We start from the raw sequence: 16209 nt of genomic DNA, 5'->3' as shown, positions 1-16209 counted from the left end.
TGAATTTAATCTATCCATTTCAGTTTTACATCTTTTAAGCCATCTTGTTGTTCTATCTACTGATTTTTCAACATACTCTCTTGTTGATGGTATTGGGATACACTCATCAAATGCCATAGCTATTGTAGATGCTAAATTACTTTGAATTTGCATACTCTCTTCTGGTCCCATAAAGATTTTTCTTCCATCTATATGTGAATTAAAGTATACTCCTTCTTCTTTTATTTTTCTCATACTTGCAAGTGAAAATACTTGGAATCCACCTGAATCTGTAAGAATTGGTCTATCCCAATTCATAAATTTATGAAGTCCACCTAATTTAGCTACTGTAGTATCACTTGGTCTTAAATGTAAGTGATATGTATTAGATAGCTCTACTTGACATCCTATTTCCTTTAAATCCATACTTGAAACTGCACCCTTTATAGCTGCAAGAGTTCCAACATTCATAAATACTGGTGTTTCTACAACTCCATGAGGTGTTTCAAATCTTCCTCTTCTTGCTTTTCCATCTTTTTTTAACAAAGTATATCTTTTGCTCAAAATTTTTCACTCCTATTCTTTACTTTATAAACATCGCATCTCCAAATGAGAAGAATCTATATTTTTCTTTAACTGCTACATTATAAGCATTTAATACATTTTCCTGCCCCGCAAGAGATGAAACTAACATTATTAATGTTGATTCTGGTAAATGGAAGTTTGTTATTAAGTTATCTACAACTTTAAACTTATACCCTGGATATATAAATATATCTGTCCATCCACTCGATTCTTTTATTTTTCCATTTTCATCCCCTACTGTTTCTAGTGTTCTAGTTGATGTAGTTCCTACCGAAATTATTCTTCCACCATTTTCTTTGGTTTTATTTATTAAATCAGCTGTTTCCTTACTTATTTGATAAAACTCTGAGTGCATTACATGATTATTTATATCATCAACTTGAACTGGTCTAAATGTACCAAGTCCAACGTGTAATGTTAAATACCCTATATTAATGCCTTTTTCTTTTATCTTTTCTAATAACTCTTCAGTAAAATGCAATCCTGCTGTTGGTGCCGCAGCTGACCCTTTTTCTTTTGAATAAACTGTTTGATATCTTTCCTTATCATCTAATCTTTCATGAATATATGGTGGTAATGGCATTTCTCCTAGAGAATCTAAAACCTCTTCAAATATGCCTTCATAAGAAAACTCTATAATTCTATTTCCTGTTTCTAATACTTCTATTACTTCACACTTTAACTTTCCATCACCAAAAGTAAACTTTCTTCCTACTCTTGCTGTTTTACCAGGTTTCGCTAAACATTCCCACTTGTCGCCTTCTAGTCTTTTTAATAATAAAAATTCTATTTTCCCACCTGTTTCTTCTTTTTGCCCTATAAGTCTTGCTGGCATTACTCTAGTATTATTTAATATTAAAGTATCTCCTTCATTTAAATAATCTATTATATCACTAAATTTCTTATGTTCAATTTCACCAGTTTTTTTATCTAAAACCATTAACCTTGATGAATCTCTTTCTTTTAATGGATGTTGTGCTATTAATTCTTCTGGTAAATTAAAATCAAAATCACTTACTTTCATTTTCTTACTCCTCACTTTTAAAAAAGCTTTTTTGTTCACCTACGCTTTTTTTATCATTCATTTTTCTTCCTAAATGTTTATATGCTTTTTCAGTTGCCATTCTTCCTCTAGGAGTTCTTACTATATATCCTTGTTGTAAAAGATATGGCTCATAAACATCTTCTATTGTTCCAAGCTCTTCTCCTACAAAATAAGATAAAGTTTCTATTCCTACAGGTCCACCTTTAAAATTATCTATAATGGCTTCTAATATTTTATTATCTACTCTATCAAAGCCTTTGTCATCTACTTCTAATAAAGACAATGCTCCTCTAGCTTCTTTAAAGCTTATTATATTGTCACCTTCAACCTCTGAATAATCTCTAACTCTTTTTAAAAGTCTATTTGCAATTCTAGGTGTTCCTCTTGAACGCCTAGCAATTTCTCTTGCACCCTCTTCAGTTATTTTAGAGTTGAATACCATTGCACTTCTAATTATTATATTTGTAAGTTGTTCTTCTGTATAGTATTCCATAGCACATAAAACACCAAATCTATCTCTAAGTGGTGATGTTAACATTCCAACTCTTGTAGTTGCTCCAATTAACGTGAATTTTGCTAAGTCTAATCTTATAGATTTAGCTGCTGCACCTTTCCCTATAACAATATCTAAAGCATAATCTTCCATTGCAGGATAAAGAATCTCTTCAACACTTCTGTTTAATCTATGAATTTCATCTATAAAAAGCACATCATTATCACTAAGTGTTGTAAGTATTGCTGCTAAATCTCCTGCTCTTTCAATTGCTGGTCCTGACGTTATCTTTAAGTTTCCACCCATCTCTTTTGCAATTATATTTGCAAGAGTAGTTTTTCCAAGTCCAGGAGGTCCATATAAAAGAACATGGTCTAAAGCCTCGCCTCTTTTCATTGCTGCTTTTATAAAAATATTTAGTCTTTCTTTTACTTTATCTTGTCCTATATATTCATTTATTTTTTCTGGTCTTAAGCTAAGTTCTTTATCTTCACCAAGCTCATCTGGAGTTATTATTCTTTCCACTTAAAACTCACCTACCCCATTAAAACTTTTAATGCTTCTTTTATCATTTCCTCAATGCTACCATCAGTCTTTATCTTTTTAATAGCTAAATTTGCTTCTTTTTCTGAGTACCCCAATGCTAACAATGCTCCTAGAACCTCTCCAATATTTTCGAAATTCTTTTCTTTCTCTCCCATTATTTCTAATCCTTCATCATTTAAGAACTCATCAGGTTTAAGTTTATCTTTTAATTCTAAAATTATTCTTCCTGCTGTCTTCTTTCCAATTCCAGGTGCTTTACATAAATGTTTATCATCACCTGTCATTATAGCATATTTCAAATTTGTTATTTTACTTATTGATAGTAATGATAATGCAGCTTTTGCACCAACTCCATTTATTGATAAAAGCATATTAAACATATTTAGTTCATCTCTTGAAATGAACCCATATAAACCAATAAAGTCTTCTCTTACTATTTGTGTTAAATACAACATAACGTCTTCAGATACTTTTGGCATTTCTGACATAGTTATTCCTGAAGTAAATATTTTATATCCTATATTATTATTTTCTATTATTATGTAATCTTTAATAATTCCTATATACTTACCTTTTATATATTCATACATATATTTTCCCTCCCACTTTTCTTATATGAAAGTATGTTCTCATTAAATCTACTTATTACTTTATCATTTTACTAAAAATCTTTCAATGGAATAATATAAAAATAGGACATAATATTTATTACGTCCTATCCTAATCTTCTCATTAAGAATTTAATCCTGACATCTCATCTTCTACTTCAGCTAAACTCTCTGATGAAAAATATGTTTTATTTTTTATTTTTTCGTATTCTTCGGGTCTCAATCTTATTAAATCTAAAGACGTTTCATACTGTGTTACTATATGCATATCTCCGTTCTCGTCTGATTTAAATATTGCCAAATAGCCATCCTTTTCACCTATATGGTATTTATTTATATTTTCTTTTTTTTCTTTTTCTTTCTTGAAACTAAAAACTCGCTCTCCTTTATTATCTAATAAATAACCTTCCGCCTTTAAAGCTTCCTTTATTACTTCCTCAGTTATTATTTTTTCAATGCCATACTTTTCTTTAAACATATCTAAACTCAAGGTTTTTTCTAATTTTTCTCCTGCGTAAAGTGCAATTACTAAATCTTCTCTAAGTTCTTTGTTATCATAACTTAAAACTGGTGTTTCATTTCCTTCTTTTTTTGTTTTACTATTTAAAACTATGCTATATGTGGCTGTCAATAAAGAAATTAAAGCCAATCCACTACATGCCAATATTATTCCTGTTTTTTTCTTCATTTATTATCACTCTCCTTTCCTGTGATTATTGACATTTTTTTATTTTTTTATACATTTAAAAGTTGACTTTTTTGATGGGGATTATTATAATTTGAACAAAGCTTTAACTACAAGGAGATTTATATGAATAAAAAACAAAAATTTTTATTACCTGTTTTATTACTTATTTTTATATCTATTTTTTTTCTATCCTTTACTTATCTGAAAAAAAATACTGATAACACTTCTAACACTTATAAGGGGACTATAACTGTTGGTACCTCTGGAACTTATTACCCATTTACATATTTAGATAATGGTAAACTTAATGGTTTTGAAATCGATGTCTGGAATGCCATTAGAAAAGAATTAAATTACAAAATTGAATTTAAAACTGCTTCTTTTAGTGGACTTTTTGGAATGCTTGATAGTGGAAAAGTGGATACTCTTGCAAACCAAATTACAGTTACTAATGAAAGAAAAGAGAAATATGATTTTACTACTCCTACAACTTATAGTGGTGCTCAAATAGTTGTTAATAAAGGCGATACCTCTATAAAAAATGTATCTGACTTAAAAGGAAAAAAAGTAGGTGTAGATTTAGGAAGTAATTATGAGCAAATTTTAAAGTCTTATAATAAAGATAATTCTTTCCAAATAATCACATATCAAAACACAGATGCTGCTTTCAATGAACTTTTACTTCATAGAATACAAGCTGTTGTTATAGACCGTGTGTCAGCTATTTCTACTATTAAGGAGAAAAACTTAGATTTACAATTAGCAGGTGCACCTATTGATAAAATAGAAAATGCCTATCCTTTTAATAAAAACAATGCTGAACTTATGAATAAAGTAAACTCTGCAATTCAAACTTTAGAAAAAAATGGGACATTAAAATCTATTTCTGAAAAATGGTTTAACACTAATATTACAAGTCCATCTACTAATATTGATTATAATGCTAATTTAACGGAAAATACTTCTAAATCAAATACCTTTGATTTTATGTATACCCTTTCCCTTTTACCATTATTATTGAAAGCTGTTAAAATAACATTATCATTATCAATCTTAGGAATGGCTCTTGGTCTTTTAGTTGGTATAGTGCTTTCTATAATAAGATTATATAAAGTTCCTGTACTAAAACAGTTAGCAGAACTTTATATTTCATTCTTTAGAGGAACTCCTCTTTTAGTTCAATTATTTTTACTTTATTTTGGCTTACCTCAAATTTTCCCTGCACTACATAATATGAGTGCATATACAGCATCTTTAATTGGACTTGGTTTAAACGCTTCTGCATATATTGCTGAAATTCTTCGTTCTTCTATTTCTGCTATTGATAAAGGTCAAATGGAGGCTTCTCTTTCGCTAGGAATGTCTTATGCACAAGGATTAAGAAGAATTGTACTACCACAAGCTTTTAGAATTGCAATCCCACCTCTTGGTAATATTTTTGTTGATACTGTAAAGGGATCTTCATTAGCCTTTACTTTAGGTGTTGTTGATATTTTAGCTACAGCTCAAATGGCTGCTGCATCAAGCTATAAATTCTTTGAAAGTTATGTAGCCGTTGCTATAATTTATTGGATTATAATTCTAATTTTCAATGCTTTCCAAAGAAAATTAGAAAAAAAGCTTTCAGCATATTAGGAGGTTAAAATATGATTAACGTAAAAAATTTAAAGAAAAGCTTCAATTCTGTTGAGGTCTTAAAAGATATTAATTTAAATGTAGAACATGGTGAAGTAGTTGTTATATTAGGACCATCTGGTTCTGGGAAAAGCACACTTCTTCGCTCATTAAATTATCTTGAAAAACCTGATAGTGGTTTTTTAAAAATAGATAAACTGTCTATAGATTTTTCTAAGATTTCTAAAAGTGAAATTAGCCTTTTAAGAAAAGAATCTGCTATGGTTTTTCAAAATTACAACCTTTTTAATAATAAAACTGTTTTAGAAAACGTAACTGAAGCTTTAATTTTAGTTCAAAAAAAATCTAAAGAAGATGCTATTAAAATTGGTCTAGACGCTTTATCTAAAGTTGGTATGATAGAAAAAAAAGATGTTTATCCTAAAACTTTATCAGGTGGTCAAAAACAAAGAGTTTCAATAGCTCGTGCTATTGCTTTAAATCCTGATGTTATTCTTTTTGATGAGCCAACTTCTGCTCTTGATCCTGAACTAGTTTCAGAAGTTTTAGCAACTATAAAATCTTTAGCTAAGGAAAAAAGAACTATGATTATAGTGACTCATGAAATAAATTTTGCTCGTGATGTAGCTGATAAAATTATTTTTATGGCTGATGGTTTCGTTGTTGAAGAAGGCTCTCCTGATGAAATTTTTACAAATCCAAAGGAAGAAAGAACTAAAAGATTTTTACAAAAATTTCTTTAATTCCTGATTAGTAAACCACTGATATTTATATATATCGGTGGTTTATTCCTTTTAAACCCATTTTTTCTATTTTTAACTTTGCATTATATTAAAATCATCTTTATTATAGATAGGTAAACAAACTATAGGATGTTAAATAATACTTTATTTTAAATAAATTATCACTCAATATCCTAAAAATTTAGGAGGTTTTTTATGGACGATTCAAAAGTTAAACAAAAAATCCTTGGTAAAACTGGTTTTGTCGCCTTTGTAGGATTTTTAAGTGCCTTTGTTCCAATGTCTACGGATTTGTATTTACCTGCACTTCCAAATATGATAAATGAATTTCATACAAATGTTCAGACACTTAATTTAACTATTACTTTTTTCTTTTTATTTTACGCTATTAGTATGCTTTTTTGGGGACCTTTAAGCGACAAGCATGGTAGACGAAAAATTTTATCTGTTGGAATGATTCTATATACTATTGGTAGTATTTTTTGCTTTTTTTCTAAGAGCGTAGAAATACTTATTCTATCTAGAATCTTACAGGCTATTGGTAGTGGTTCTGCTGTTTCTGTTTCTACTGCTATGATGAAAGATGTATACACTGGTAAAAAGCTAGTGGCTATGCTTGCAACTGTTCAATCAATTGCTATGACCACACCTGTTATTGCACCTACTATAGGTTCATTTATTTTAAATTACACATCATGGCATGGGATATTCTTCGTTTTATCTATTGTAGGAATAATTGCTGTAATATTTAGCTTTTTACTAACAGAAACTTTACTTACTTATACTACTGGAAACTTATTAAAGGTATTTTCTAATTTAGTAGTTGTTGCAAAGAATCCTAAATTCTCTGCCCTTTTAGTAGTTTTTTCAATTTTAAGTATTCCTATGATGGCTTATATTACAATGTCTTCATACATATATATTGATGGTTTCAAGCTTTCAGATCAAACATATAGTTTATTTTATGCATGTACAGGAATATTTTTAGTTTTAGGTCCAATTATTTATGTTAAACTATCAAAAAAATTAAAGGATTCTTTTATAATTAAAACTTGCTTAATTTTAGTTTTAATAAGTGGTATTCTTCTTCAAGTAGTTGGCTTTAAGAATCAATATACCTTTATTTTAACCATTATTCCTGCAATGTTGTTTGGAAATATGTTAAAACCACCAGGAACAAATCTTATGCTTCTTCAACAAAGCACTAATATTGGTTCTGCTTCTGCACTTATAAGCTTTGGTAGTACTATTATGGGAAGCCTTGGAATGTTTCTTATTACTTTTAATTTTGGAAATAAAATATGCAATATTGGTTTTATGTATTTAGTTGTTTCTTTAATTAGTCTTATAATTTGGTTTATTTTAACTAAATTTAATCTTATTAAATTAAATAGCTAAAACCCACCCTCTTTATTGTTTACAAAAAAGATACAATATGATATTGTTTTTTTGTAACATATAGGGGGATTTTTTATGCAAAGAAAAAATTTAAAAATTTATTTATCACTACTTACTATATTTCTATCTTTAAGTTTTATAGGCTGTTCTGCTTATACACCTAAAGATTCATCTTCTAAAGATAATACTTCAACAAGCGACACTATTTCAAAATCTGATAGCAATTCACAAACCTCTGAATCTAAAGATGAGATAAAGGTAAATGAAAGTCAGAAATCTAACGATCTTAAAATTCATTTTATAGATACAGGAAATAGTGATGCTATATTAATTCAAGGGGATAAAACTTTATTAATTGATGGTGGAGAAAATAATGATGAAAATCTTATTGCTAACTATATAAAAAAGCAAAATATAGATACATTAGATTATGTTGTTGCAACTCACCCACATGCTGACCATATAGGTGGTCTTGATAAAGTTATTGATAATTTTACTGTCAGCACTCTTTTAGTTGCAAATGGTGATTCTGATTCTACTACGTATAAAGACTTTATAAATTCAGCATCTAAAAAAGGATTATCACCTAGTGTTCCTTTAGAGTCAGCAGTATTCCAATTAAGTAATTCTGCAAGCTTTAAAGTTTTCAATACTAATGGTGGTTCAAATGCTAATGATCAATCGTTAATCATATTATTAGAAAATGGAAATGATAAATTGTTATTTACAGGTGATGCTGAAAAAGAAGCTGAATTAGAAACTTTAGACAAACTTTCTGATGTTGATTTATTAAAGGTTGGACATCATGGTTCTAAAACTAGTACAAGCACTGAACTTTTAAACAAAGTTAAACCTGAATATGCTGTAATTACAGTTGGTGAAGAAAATAAATATAATCATCCTAATAAAACTACGATGGACAAATTAAAAGAAAGAAATATTATTGTTCATAGAACTGATGAATGTGGAAATATTATATTTACTTCTACAGGAAAAGGCTTAAAAACAGATTGTACTAAAGCTTCATATAACTTTAGAGATACTGAAGAGAAAAAAGAGGCTTCTTCAAGCAAAAAGCCATCAACTTCTCCAAAGCCAACTCCTGTAACTCCTAATAAACCAAAACCTGAAGAAACTACAAAACCTAAAGCTCAAATGGTTTGGCTTTCAGCTACTGGTTCAAAATATCATTCAAAAAATAACTGCGGTAGAATGAACCCAAGTACAGCAAGACAGGTAGATTTAAATACACTTTCAGGATATGAAGCATGTTCAAAATGCTTTTAACGAAAAACACTCCAAAGCTTTGGAGTGTTTTTTACTTATCCATGTATTCCCATCCTTTATCTGTTATTTTATAATAAAGTTTTTTAGGCATAATCTTTATGGTAGAATATAAAAACTTATTAAGCTTTCCTGGAACACATATTATCTTCTTTTTCTTATACAATTCTTTCAATGAAATATCTACAACCTCATGAACATTCATCCATCTTATAACTCCTCTATTTTTCAATAAATTCTCATCCATATTAAGCCTTGAATGAAAATCTGTTCTTACAAATCCAGGACAAAGACATTGCACCTTTACATTATACTTTCTTAATTCTAACCCTAAACATTCTGAAAAAGTAATTAAAAAGCTTTTAGTTGAACAATACATCCCTGAATCTCTAAATGCATTAAACCCTGCCATAGAAGCTGTATTTATAATATATCCCTTTTTATTATTTTTCATAATCTCACCAAAGGCTTTAGAAAGCTTTAAAGCTACATTAATATGAACCTTCACCATCTCAAGTGAAAAGTTTATATCTTCTTTCATAAAACTTTCTCCACCACCATAACCTGCATTATTTATAAGAAATTCTATAGAAGCCTCTTCTTTAAATTCATCTATAAATTCTTCTAGCTCCATATCATTATCTAAATTTACTATTCTCACAATTACATTAACTTTATAAGTGTCCTCAATTTCTTTTTTTATCTTCTCTAAAAGTTCTCTTCTTCTTCCAATCAAAATAAGACTATACTTTTCTTTAGCTAATCTATAAGCAAATTCTTTTCCTATTCCACTTGTAGCTCCTGTTATTACCGCTGTTTTCATCTTCTCACCTTATTCCCTTTTAATTTTTATTTTTAATTTTACAACATAATTAAAAATGCAAAAAGCCAATTTTCAAATTCTCTCATAAAATTTGAAAATTGGCTTAAATATTTATCTAAAGAATTATTAAATTATAATAATCTCTTATTCTTCCCATCCTTCTGGGAATTCAGCATTGTGGTACACCTCTTGCACGTCGTCATCATCTTCAAGTAAGTTAAGCATTTTTTGGAATTTCTTAGCATCATCTTCGCTTATAGCTGTCATAGTATCTGGAATCATTTTAACTCCAGCTTCTAAGAATTCTATTCCTTGTGCTTCTAAGTTTTCTCTTACTTCACCAAATGCTTCTGGTACTGTATATACTACAAATACTTCATCCTCTGCTTGGAAGTCATCTGCTCCAGCATCTAATGCCATCATCATAACTTCTTCTTCATCTAAATCATTTCTCTCTATAACAATTTCACCTTTTTCTTGGAACATGAATCCAACACATCCTTGTGTTCCCATGTTTCCTCCACCTTTAGTGAAAGCACTTCTAACATTTCCTGCTGATCTATTTTTATTATCAGTTAATGTATCAACTATTACTGCAACTCCTGATGGACCGTATCCTTCATATACAATGTGGTCATAGTTTACATTTGCTAATTCTCCTGATGCTTTTTTAATAGCTCTTGTTATTGTATCATTTGGCATGTTTGCTGCCTTTGCCTTTGCTATTGTATCTCTAAGCTTTGCATTAGAGTCAGGACTAGGACCACCTTCTTTTGTCGCCATTATTATTTCTTTTCCTATTTTTGTGAAAATCTTTCCTCTTTTTGCATCCATTTTACCTTTTTTGGCTTGGATATTATGCCATTTTGAATGTCCTGACATTTTTATTCCTCCTGTCGTCTCATAAAGTTTTTTACCTTAAAATTATATCATTCTAATTTATATACTTCAACTTTCCAATGTTTATATTTTATTTACATTTTTTAGTTATATACTTTTGTACAAACGATTGTTTTCTTTAAAGTAAATTTCTTTTTCACTTTCTTTTATTATTCCTTTTCCATTAGTTATCTGAGTAAATTCATTTTTCATAATTTCTATATTGATAACTTCTGCATATATGGAAATTAAGACCTTATCTGTATATTCAACCTCTTCAATATACCATTCTTTTTGTCCACATACATGTTGTATTTTTCCAAGCAAATCGTAAGGTGCTTCAATTGATATTTTAGCTCCATCTACTTTTTCTACAACACCACCTGCTTTTAATGCAATGCTTGCCCCTTTTGTATAAGCTCTTGTAAGTCCTCCTGCTCCAAGTAAGACTCCTCCAAAATATCTTGTAACTACAATTGCGCAATCAGTTACATTACTTTTTTTCATAACTTCTAAAATTGGAATACCTGCTGTTCCTTGTGGCTCGCCATCATCTGAATACCTTTGAATTCCGTAATTTTCTCCAATAACATATGCAAAGCAATTATGTCTTGCTTGTTTATGCATACTTTTAATTTCTGCTACAAACTCTTTTGCTTCTTCTTCATTTTCTACTCTTTTTGCATATCCAATAAATTCAGATTTTTTTTCTTCAAATCTATCTTCTCCATAATCCCTAATTGTTATATAGGCCATTTATTTCCTCCTTTATAATTTTTATTCCCTCTTTTATTTTTTCTTCATCAACTTGTGAAAATCCTAATCTAAAACACCTTTCACCTTCTTTTTTGTTTTTAAAGAAAAATACTCCTGGTGTTATAAATATATTCTTTTCTTTTAATTTTAAAAATAGCTTGATTGAAGATATATTGTCATCTTTAAATTGAATAAAAAAGTTTAAACCACCCTTTGGTTTTCTATAAATTACAAACTGGCTTAAATGCTTATCTATTTCTCTATCCATTATTTTATACCGCTTTTTGTATTCTTCAGATAACTTTCTTATATTTTCTTTCCAATCCCATTTACCAATATAATACTCAAGGGCTCTTTGCATTAAACTTGATGTTGCTATATCTGTATTAAATTTAGCCTTTAGAAAAACTTCTCTAAATTTATTTGGTGCTACAATATACCCAAGCCTTATTCCAGGAAGGAATATTTTTGAAAAACTTTTAATATAAATTACCCTATCATAAATATCTAGCTTTTTAAAAGGAACATATTCTAATGATTTTTCATAAATAAGCTCTGATAAATAATCATCCTCAATTATATAAAAATCATATTTATTTGCTAGTTTTAAAATTTCCTTCTTTTTTTCTAAACTATAGGAAATACCTGTTGGATTTTGAAAATAACTCATTACATATAAAAGCTTTACTCTATTTTGTTTCACCTTTTTTTCAAGTTCTTTAATACATAATCCATCTTCTTCTAATTTTATTTCTAATACTCTTGATTTTTTCCACCTGAATACAGATAAAGCTCCTCCATAGGTTGGCTTTTCAACAACAACTGTATCATTAATATTAAGCATTGCTTTAGATGCAATATCAATTCCTTGCTGTGCACCTGAAACAACAATTATATTATTATTGTTTAAAGTATTTTCAAAAAAAACTTTATTTATAGTTTTTCTTAATGGTTCATATCCTAATGGGTCTTGAGTTACTAAAACCTCTTCTCCATCTCTATCTAAAACCTTATTTATTATTTCTTTAAAATCTTTTATTGGAAATAATACTTCTTTATTTGTTTCACCAGTAAAATCTATAAAATCTGTTTTCTTTCTTTCTAGCATTTTAAATGTTTTAGAATATTCTTTTTTAAAATCAAAAACTACTTCCTTTTTTCTTGCAAAAGTTCCACTTCCAATTTTCTGAAAGGCATAACCTTCTTGCTCTAGCTTTTTATATGCACTTATTACAGTTACTTTATTTACACCTAATTTTTCACTTAAAGTTCGTATCGGTAATAGTTTTTCCCCATCTTCAATTTCATTATTATCTATAGCTTTTTTTATATTATCGTAAATCTCTATATATTTAGCTCTATCTCTTGTAAAATCTATATTATCAATCCACATAACATTTATAGCCCTGCCCCTTCTTCCATTCTAATTATCTTCTTACTTTTTAAATTCCACTATTTGCACTAAATTTTTTAAAGAATATCCTCTGCTTATTTATTTGCAAAAGATATTCTTTCTTTTTTAATTTAATTCTTTTGTTATATATTCTTTACTTCTATTATATATTTCTTCATCAACTTCAACTTGTAGTCTTGTTCCATTTTCTACATATTCTTCTTCTAAAATCCTTGCATTTCTGTGTAAAAGTGATACCATATCTCCTCTATCATAAGGTATTATAACCTCAATCTTTTTTAAACTATATGGTAATTTTTCTTCTATCTTATCTAAAAGAGTTTCTAGATTTATTTCTTCTTTAGCTGAAATTTCTAATATATCATAATTTGCAAACTTTTCTTTTAACTCTTCTATGTGAGAAGCTTCTGCCTTGTCAATTTTATTTAATACTAAAATTGTTTCTTTATCTAAGGCATTTAATTCTCTTAAAACCTCTTCTACAGCTTCAATTTGACCATCTGCATCTATACTTGATGCATCTACTACATGACATAAAAGATCTGCATATATAACTTCTTCAAGTGTTGATTTAAATGCTTCCACTAAATCATGAGGTAATTTCCTTACAAATCCAACTGTATCTGTAAGTGTTATAAGTCCTTTATTTCTAAGAACTATTGCTCTAGTTGTAATATCTAATGTTGCAAATAACATATCTGCTTCAAATACTTCTTCTTTTACTTTACTTCCTTTTGAAGTTGCAACTTTACATAAAGTATTTCTTAGTGTTGATTTTCCTGCATTTGTATATCCAACTAATGAAACCTTAGGAATACTTTCCTTTGTTCTTTTTTCTCTTTGAACTTCTCTAATTTTTTTAATTTTTTTAAGTTCTGTATTTAAATCATAAATTGTATCATCTATATGTCTTCTATCTGTTTCTAGCTTTTTCTCTCCAGGTCCTCTTGTTCCAATTCCACCACCAGTTCTTGATAAAACTGTTCCAAGACCTAAAAGTCTACTTTTTCTGTATTTAAGCTGAGCAAGCTCTACTTGAATCTTTGCTTCTTTAGTTTTTGCACGTCTTGCAAATATTTCTAGTATAAGAGTTGTTCTATCTATTACCTTTGCTCCTATTGCATTTTCTAAATTTCTAACTTGTGCACCTGATAATTCATCATCAAATATTACAAGATTTGCTCTTTCTATCTGTCTTAAATGTGCAATTTCTAAAACCTTTCCTCTTCCTATATAAAAAGCTGAGTCAATTTTGTTTCTAGCTTGAAATACTTTTTCTAAAACTGGTATTTCACATGCTTTTGTAAGCTCTGAAAGTTCTTCTAAACTTTCTCTAGTATCTGAACCAACTAAAATTGCTTTTTCTTCTAAATTTTCTTCTACATCATTTTCTTTTATTAAACTTTCTGAATATCTTATTTTATCTAAAATATTTACAGCATATAATTCATTTTCACTTATATTTGTTTTTTCATCACATACTAAATCTGAATTATATAATGTTAAAGTTGCTAATGAATAATCTATTATTTTTCCTTCATATACTCCAATTGCAACTATTGCGTCTAATTTTAATTTTAATAATGCAGTTAAGTCTAATGCTGATAAATTACTGTATCCATTTGGATGTGTATGTATAACTCTAACACCTGCAAGTCTTTTTTCATGAACGTCTAATATAGGTAATTCTACTGATGTTGAATCTCCTACTGCAACTGATGTTACCTTTCCACGTCTATCAATAGCAACACTTACTTCTCTTTCAATTTGTGTAGATACACGTGATATAATATCTATTATTTCTTTAGAACATGCCTCTATTTTTTGTGTTTTTATATTATAAATATCTTCTAATTCACTTAATATAGAATTTCTTATTCCTTCAATATTTCCATATATCATAAAATTCACCTCTTACTCTCTCTCTTTGAATTTGCTTTAATTCTACTCCATCTCTCCTTTATTGTAAACTCTAGGCACAAAATTTCTCCTTGATTTTTCCTTCATTATAAAGTATTTTATTTATTAAGGACAATCGATAAATAATTAATTGGAGGATTTAACATATGGAAAATAAAAAACGTAATATACTATTTTCAGAAGAGCAAATTAAGGAAAGAAATAAAGAAGTTGGGGCAGAAATAGCTAGAGATTTCAAAGATAAAAATCTTTACGTTTTATCTTTATTAAGAGGTAGCTTTATATTTGCTGCTGATTTAGTTAGAGAAATTGACACTAAAGCTAAAATTGGTTTTATGACAACGTCTAGCTATGGTGATGGAGAAGAAAGTACAGGAAATGTTAAAGTTGTAAATGATATTCCTGATAATATTGAAGGATATGATGTATTAATTGTTGATGATATAGTTGACAGTGGAATTACTATGAACTTTGTTGTTAATCATGTAAAAAAATTAGGTGCTAAATCAGTTAAAACTTGCGTTCTTTTAGACAAACCTTCAAGAAGACAAGTAGAAATTAAGCCTGATTATTGCTGTTTCCCTATCGATGATCTTTTCGTTGTTGGATATGGATTAAACTACGGTGATCATTATAGAAACATCCCTTATGTTTTCAATTGGGAAGCTTAATTAAAGATATTTAAACCTAGATAAAATTTTTATCTAGGTTTTTTTAATCTCCACTTTCAAAATCACTCGAACCAAACTGCCCTAAATCTACTGCAGTATTTGGAATTTTACCAACCACTATTGTTTCTGTTAACGGCACTTCTGTTTTTACAACTATCTCCTCCATATATAAAGGAATTTGTACATTTACTCTTGCTTCAACTTGTAAATAAATTGTATATCTTGTTTGGTTTATTCCTGCGCTTTCAAAATTACTACTAAATTTTGTAGCTACATTTCCTATTGGATCCACATTTACTGTTATGTCTGGTCCAAATTCATAATAAATACTACTATCAGTTACCCATCCTAATGGAACTTTAATACCTTCTGTTCCCATTTCTTGTATAGCCTCATTTGCCCTAGTTGATATTATTCCATTTAACTTATTTAATTTCATTGTATTTGCATTTATCATATTTATATTTCCATCTTTATCTGTTTTTATATCTACAGGTTTCTCAGTTTTAAATAATTCATCATATGCTTCTATACTTATCTCATTTATTATACGAACTATTTTATTTTTCATAGTTGCCTTTGCAAGTTCTAAAACTGTCGGCATTACTCTTTTATCAAAAAATACAATAAACATATTTATTAATACTAAAAAAAGTATTATAAATATAAACCAACCTTTTAATTTTTTCTTTTTCTTTCTTTTTGTATAATACACCATAAATAATCACCCTTATTTATTCCT

Annotated in this window: 16 protein-coding genes; 5 read left to right on the top strand and 11 right to left on the bottom strand. The window is 28.6% G+C overall.

The annotated features are described in order from the left end of the window. The 5 genes from ACRC28_RS04210 to ACRC28_RS04190 all read right to left on the bottom strand — a co-directional run. The coding region (locus ACRC28_RS04210; RefSeq protein ID WP_438542204.1) for a tRNA-guanine transglycosylase at window positions 1-543 on the bottom strand (543 nt) is incomplete at its 3' end. Between the two features lie 19 nt (window positions 544-562). Continuing rightward, a complete protein-coding gene (queA, locus tag ACRC28_RS04205) occupies window positions 563-1588 on the bottom strand; it encodes a tRNA preQ1(34) S-adenosylmethionine ribosyltransferase-isomerase QueA (RefSeq protein WP_438542203.1) in 1026 nt (341 codons plus the stop codon). A 4-nt stretch (window positions 1589-1592) separates the two neighbouring features. Beyond that, a complete protein-coding gene (ruvB, locus tag ACRC28_RS04200; protein WP_438542202.1) occupies window positions 1593-2627 on the bottom strand; it encodes a Holliday junction branch migration DNA helicase RuvB in 1035 nt (344 codons plus the stop codon). A gap of 11 nt (window positions 2628-2638) precedes the next feature. Continuing rightward, window positions 2639-3238, bottom strand: coding sequence for a Holliday junction branch migration protein RuvA (ruvA, locus tag ACRC28_RS04195; RefSeq protein ID WP_438542201.1), 600 nt, complete (start codon window positions 3236-3238; stop codon window positions 2639-2641). A 142-nt stretch (window positions 3239-3380) separates the two neighbouring features. Next, window positions 3381-3944, bottom strand: coding sequence for a hypothetical protein (locus tag ACRC28_RS04190; RefSeq protein WP_438542200.1), 564 nt, complete (start codon window positions 3942-3944; stop codon window positions 3381-3383). A 123-nt stretch (window positions 3945-4067) separates the two neighbouring features. On the opposite strand from ACRC28_RS04190, the gene ACRC28_RS04185 reads away from it, so the two are divergent. The 4 genes from ACRC28_RS04185 (at window position 4068) to ACRC28_RS04170 (ending at window position 9007) form a co-directional block, all read left to right on the top strand. Further along, window positions 4068-5579 carry an ABC transporter permease subunit gene (locus ACRC28_RS04185; RefSeq protein WP_438542199.1) on the top strand — a complete coding sequence of 504 codons (1512 nt, stop codon included), beginning with the start codon at window positions 4068-4070 and terminating at the stop codon, window positions 5577-5579. Window positions 5580-5590: 11 nt separating this feature from the next. Beyond that, window positions 5591-6322, top strand: a complete 732-nt coding sequence (locus ACRC28_RS04180; protein ID WP_438542198.1) for an amino acid ABC transporter ATP-binding protein — start codon at window positions 5591-5593, stop codon at window positions 6320-6322. A 195-nt stretch (window positions 6323-6517) separates the two neighbouring features. Beyond that, the gene (locus ACRC28_RS04175; protein ID WP_438542197.1) at window positions 6518-7720 is read left to right on the top strand and encodes a Bcr/CflA family efflux MFS transporter; all 1203 of its coding nucleotides are present in this window, start codon (window positions 6518-6520) and stop codon (window positions 7718-7720) included. 75 nt (window positions 7721-7795) lie between these two features. Next, the gene (locus tag ACRC28_RS04170; RefSeq protein ID WP_438542196.1) at window positions 7796-9007 is read left to right on the top strand and encodes a ComEC/Rec2 family competence protein; all 1212 of its coding nucleotides are present in this window, start codon (window positions 7796-7798) and stop codon (window positions 9005-9007) included. Between the two features lie 31 nt (window positions 9008-9038). On the opposite strand, the gene ACRC28_RS04165 is transcribed toward ACRC28_RS04170, so the two are convergent. The 5 genes from ACRC28_RS04165 to hflX form a co-directional block, all read right to left on the bottom strand. After that, on the bottom strand, window positions 9039-9827 hold the full coding sequence (locus ACRC28_RS04165) for an SDR family NAD(P)-dependent oxidoreductase (RefSeq protein ID WP_438542195.1): 789 nt from the start codon (window positions 9825-9827) through the stop codon (window positions 9039-9041). Window positions 9828-9971: 144 nt separating this feature from the next. Then, on the bottom strand, window positions 9972-10709 hold the full coding sequence (locus tag ACRC28_RS04160) for a YebC/PmpR family DNA-binding transcriptional regulator (RefSeq protein ID WP_438542194.1): 738 nt from the start codon (window positions 10707-10709) through the stop codon (window positions 9972-9974). Between the two features lie 105 nt (window positions 10710-10814). Beyond that, the gene (locus ACRC28_RS04155; protein ID WP_438542193.1) at window positions 10815-11462 is read right to left on the bottom strand and encodes a YigZ family protein; all 648 of its coding nucleotides are present in this window, start codon (window positions 11460-11462) and stop codon (window positions 10815-10817) included. Continuing rightward, window positions 11443-12855 carry a PLP-dependent aminotransferase family protein gene (locus tag ACRC28_RS04150; protein ID WP_438542192.1) on the bottom strand — a complete coding sequence of 471 codons (1413 nt, stop codon included), beginning with the start codon at window positions 12853-12855 and terminating at the stop codon, window positions 11443-11445. Before ACRC28_RS04150 ends, ACRC28_RS04155 begins: the two co-directional genes overlap by 20 nt. A 126-nt stretch (window positions 12856-12981) precedes the next feature. Beyond that, a complete protein-coding gene (gene hflX / locus ACRC28_RS04145; protein ID WP_438542191.1) occupies window positions 12982-14778 on the bottom strand; it encodes a GTPase HflX in 1797 nt (598 codons plus the stop codon). A gap of 164 nt (window positions 14779-14942) precedes the next feature. Between hflX and hpt the strand changes: the two genes are divergently transcribed. Beyond that, a complete protein-coding gene (gene hpt / locus ACRC28_RS04140) occupies window positions 14943-15467 on the top strand; it encodes a hypoxanthine phosphoribosyltransferase (protein ID WP_438542190.1) in 525 nt (174 codons plus the stop codon). 43 nt (window positions 15468-15510) lie between these two features. Here hpt and yunB read toward each other — a convergent pair whose 3' ends face one another. Then, window positions 15511-16185 carry a sporulation protein YunB gene (yunB, locus tag ACRC28_RS04135; RefSeq protein WP_438542189.1) on the bottom strand — a complete coding sequence of 225 codons (675 nt, stop codon included), beginning with the start codon at window positions 16183-16185 and terminating at the stop codon, window positions 15511-15513. Window positions 16186-16209: the final 24 nt, after the last annotated feature.

It is taken from the genome of Clostridium sp., from assembly GCF_051650885.1.
GTDB lineage: Bacteria > Bacillota > Clostridia > Clostridiales > Clostridiaceae > Clostridium.
Note: the sequence above shows the minus strand (reverse complement) of the source record. Positions and strands in the feature narration are given on the sequence as shown.

Bases quoted from the DNA above. Each gene is read 5' to 3' on its own strand.
- queA (WP_438542203.1), bottom strand. From the start codon at position 1,588: ATGAAAGTAAGTGATTTTGATTTTAATTTACCAGAAGAATTAATAGCA.
- ruvA (WP_438542201.1), bottom strand. From the start codon at position 3,238: ATGTATGAATATATAAAAGGTAAGTATATAGGAATTATTAAAGATTAC.
- ACRC28_RS04190 (WP_438542200.1), bottom strand. From the start codon at position 3,944: ATGAAGAAAAAAACAGGAATAATATTGGCATGTAGTGGATTGGCTTTA.
- ACRC28_RS04185 (WP_438542199.1), top strand. From the start codon at position 4,068: ATGAATAAAAAACAAAAATTTTTATTACCTGTTTTATTACTTATTTTT.
- ACRC28_RS04180 (WP_438542198.1), top strand. From the start codon at position 5,591: ATGATTAACGTAAAAAATTTAAAGAAAAGCTTCAATTCTGTTGAGGTC.
- ACRC28_RS04175 (WP_438542197.1), top strand. From the start codon at position 6,518: ATGGACGATTCAAAAGTTAAACAAAAAATCCTTGGTAAAACTGGTTTT.
- ACRC28_RS04170 (WP_438542196.1), top strand. From the start codon at position 7,796: ATGCAAAGAAAAAATTTAAAAATTTATTTATCACTACTTACTATATTT.
- ACRC28_RS04165 (WP_438542195.1), bottom strand. From the start codon at position 9,827: ATGAAAACAGCGGTAATAACAGGAGCTACAAGTGGAATAGGAAAAGAA.
- ACRC28_RS04160 (WP_438542194.1), bottom strand. From the start codon at position 10,709: ATGTCAGGACATTCAAAATGGCATAATATCCAAGCCAAAAAAGGTAAA.
- ACRC28_RS04155 (WP_438542193.1), bottom strand. From the start codon at position 11,462: ATGGCCTATATAACAATTAGGGATTATGGAGAAGATAGATTTGAAGAA.
- ACRC28_RS04150 (WP_438542192.1), bottom strand. From the start codon at position 12,855: ATGTGGATTGATAATATAGATTTTACAAGAGATAGAGCTAAATATATA.
- hflX (WP_438542191.1), bottom strand. From the start codon at position 14,778: ATGATATATGGAAATATTGAAGGAATAAGAAATTCTATATTAAGTGAA.
- hpt (WP_438542190.1), top strand. From the start codon at position 14,943: ATGGAAAATAAAAAACGTAATATACTATTTTCAGAAGAGCAAATTAAG.
- yunB (WP_438542189.1), bottom strand. From the start codon at position 16,185: ATGGTGTATTATACAAAAAGAAAGAAAAAGAAAAAATTAAAAGGTTGG.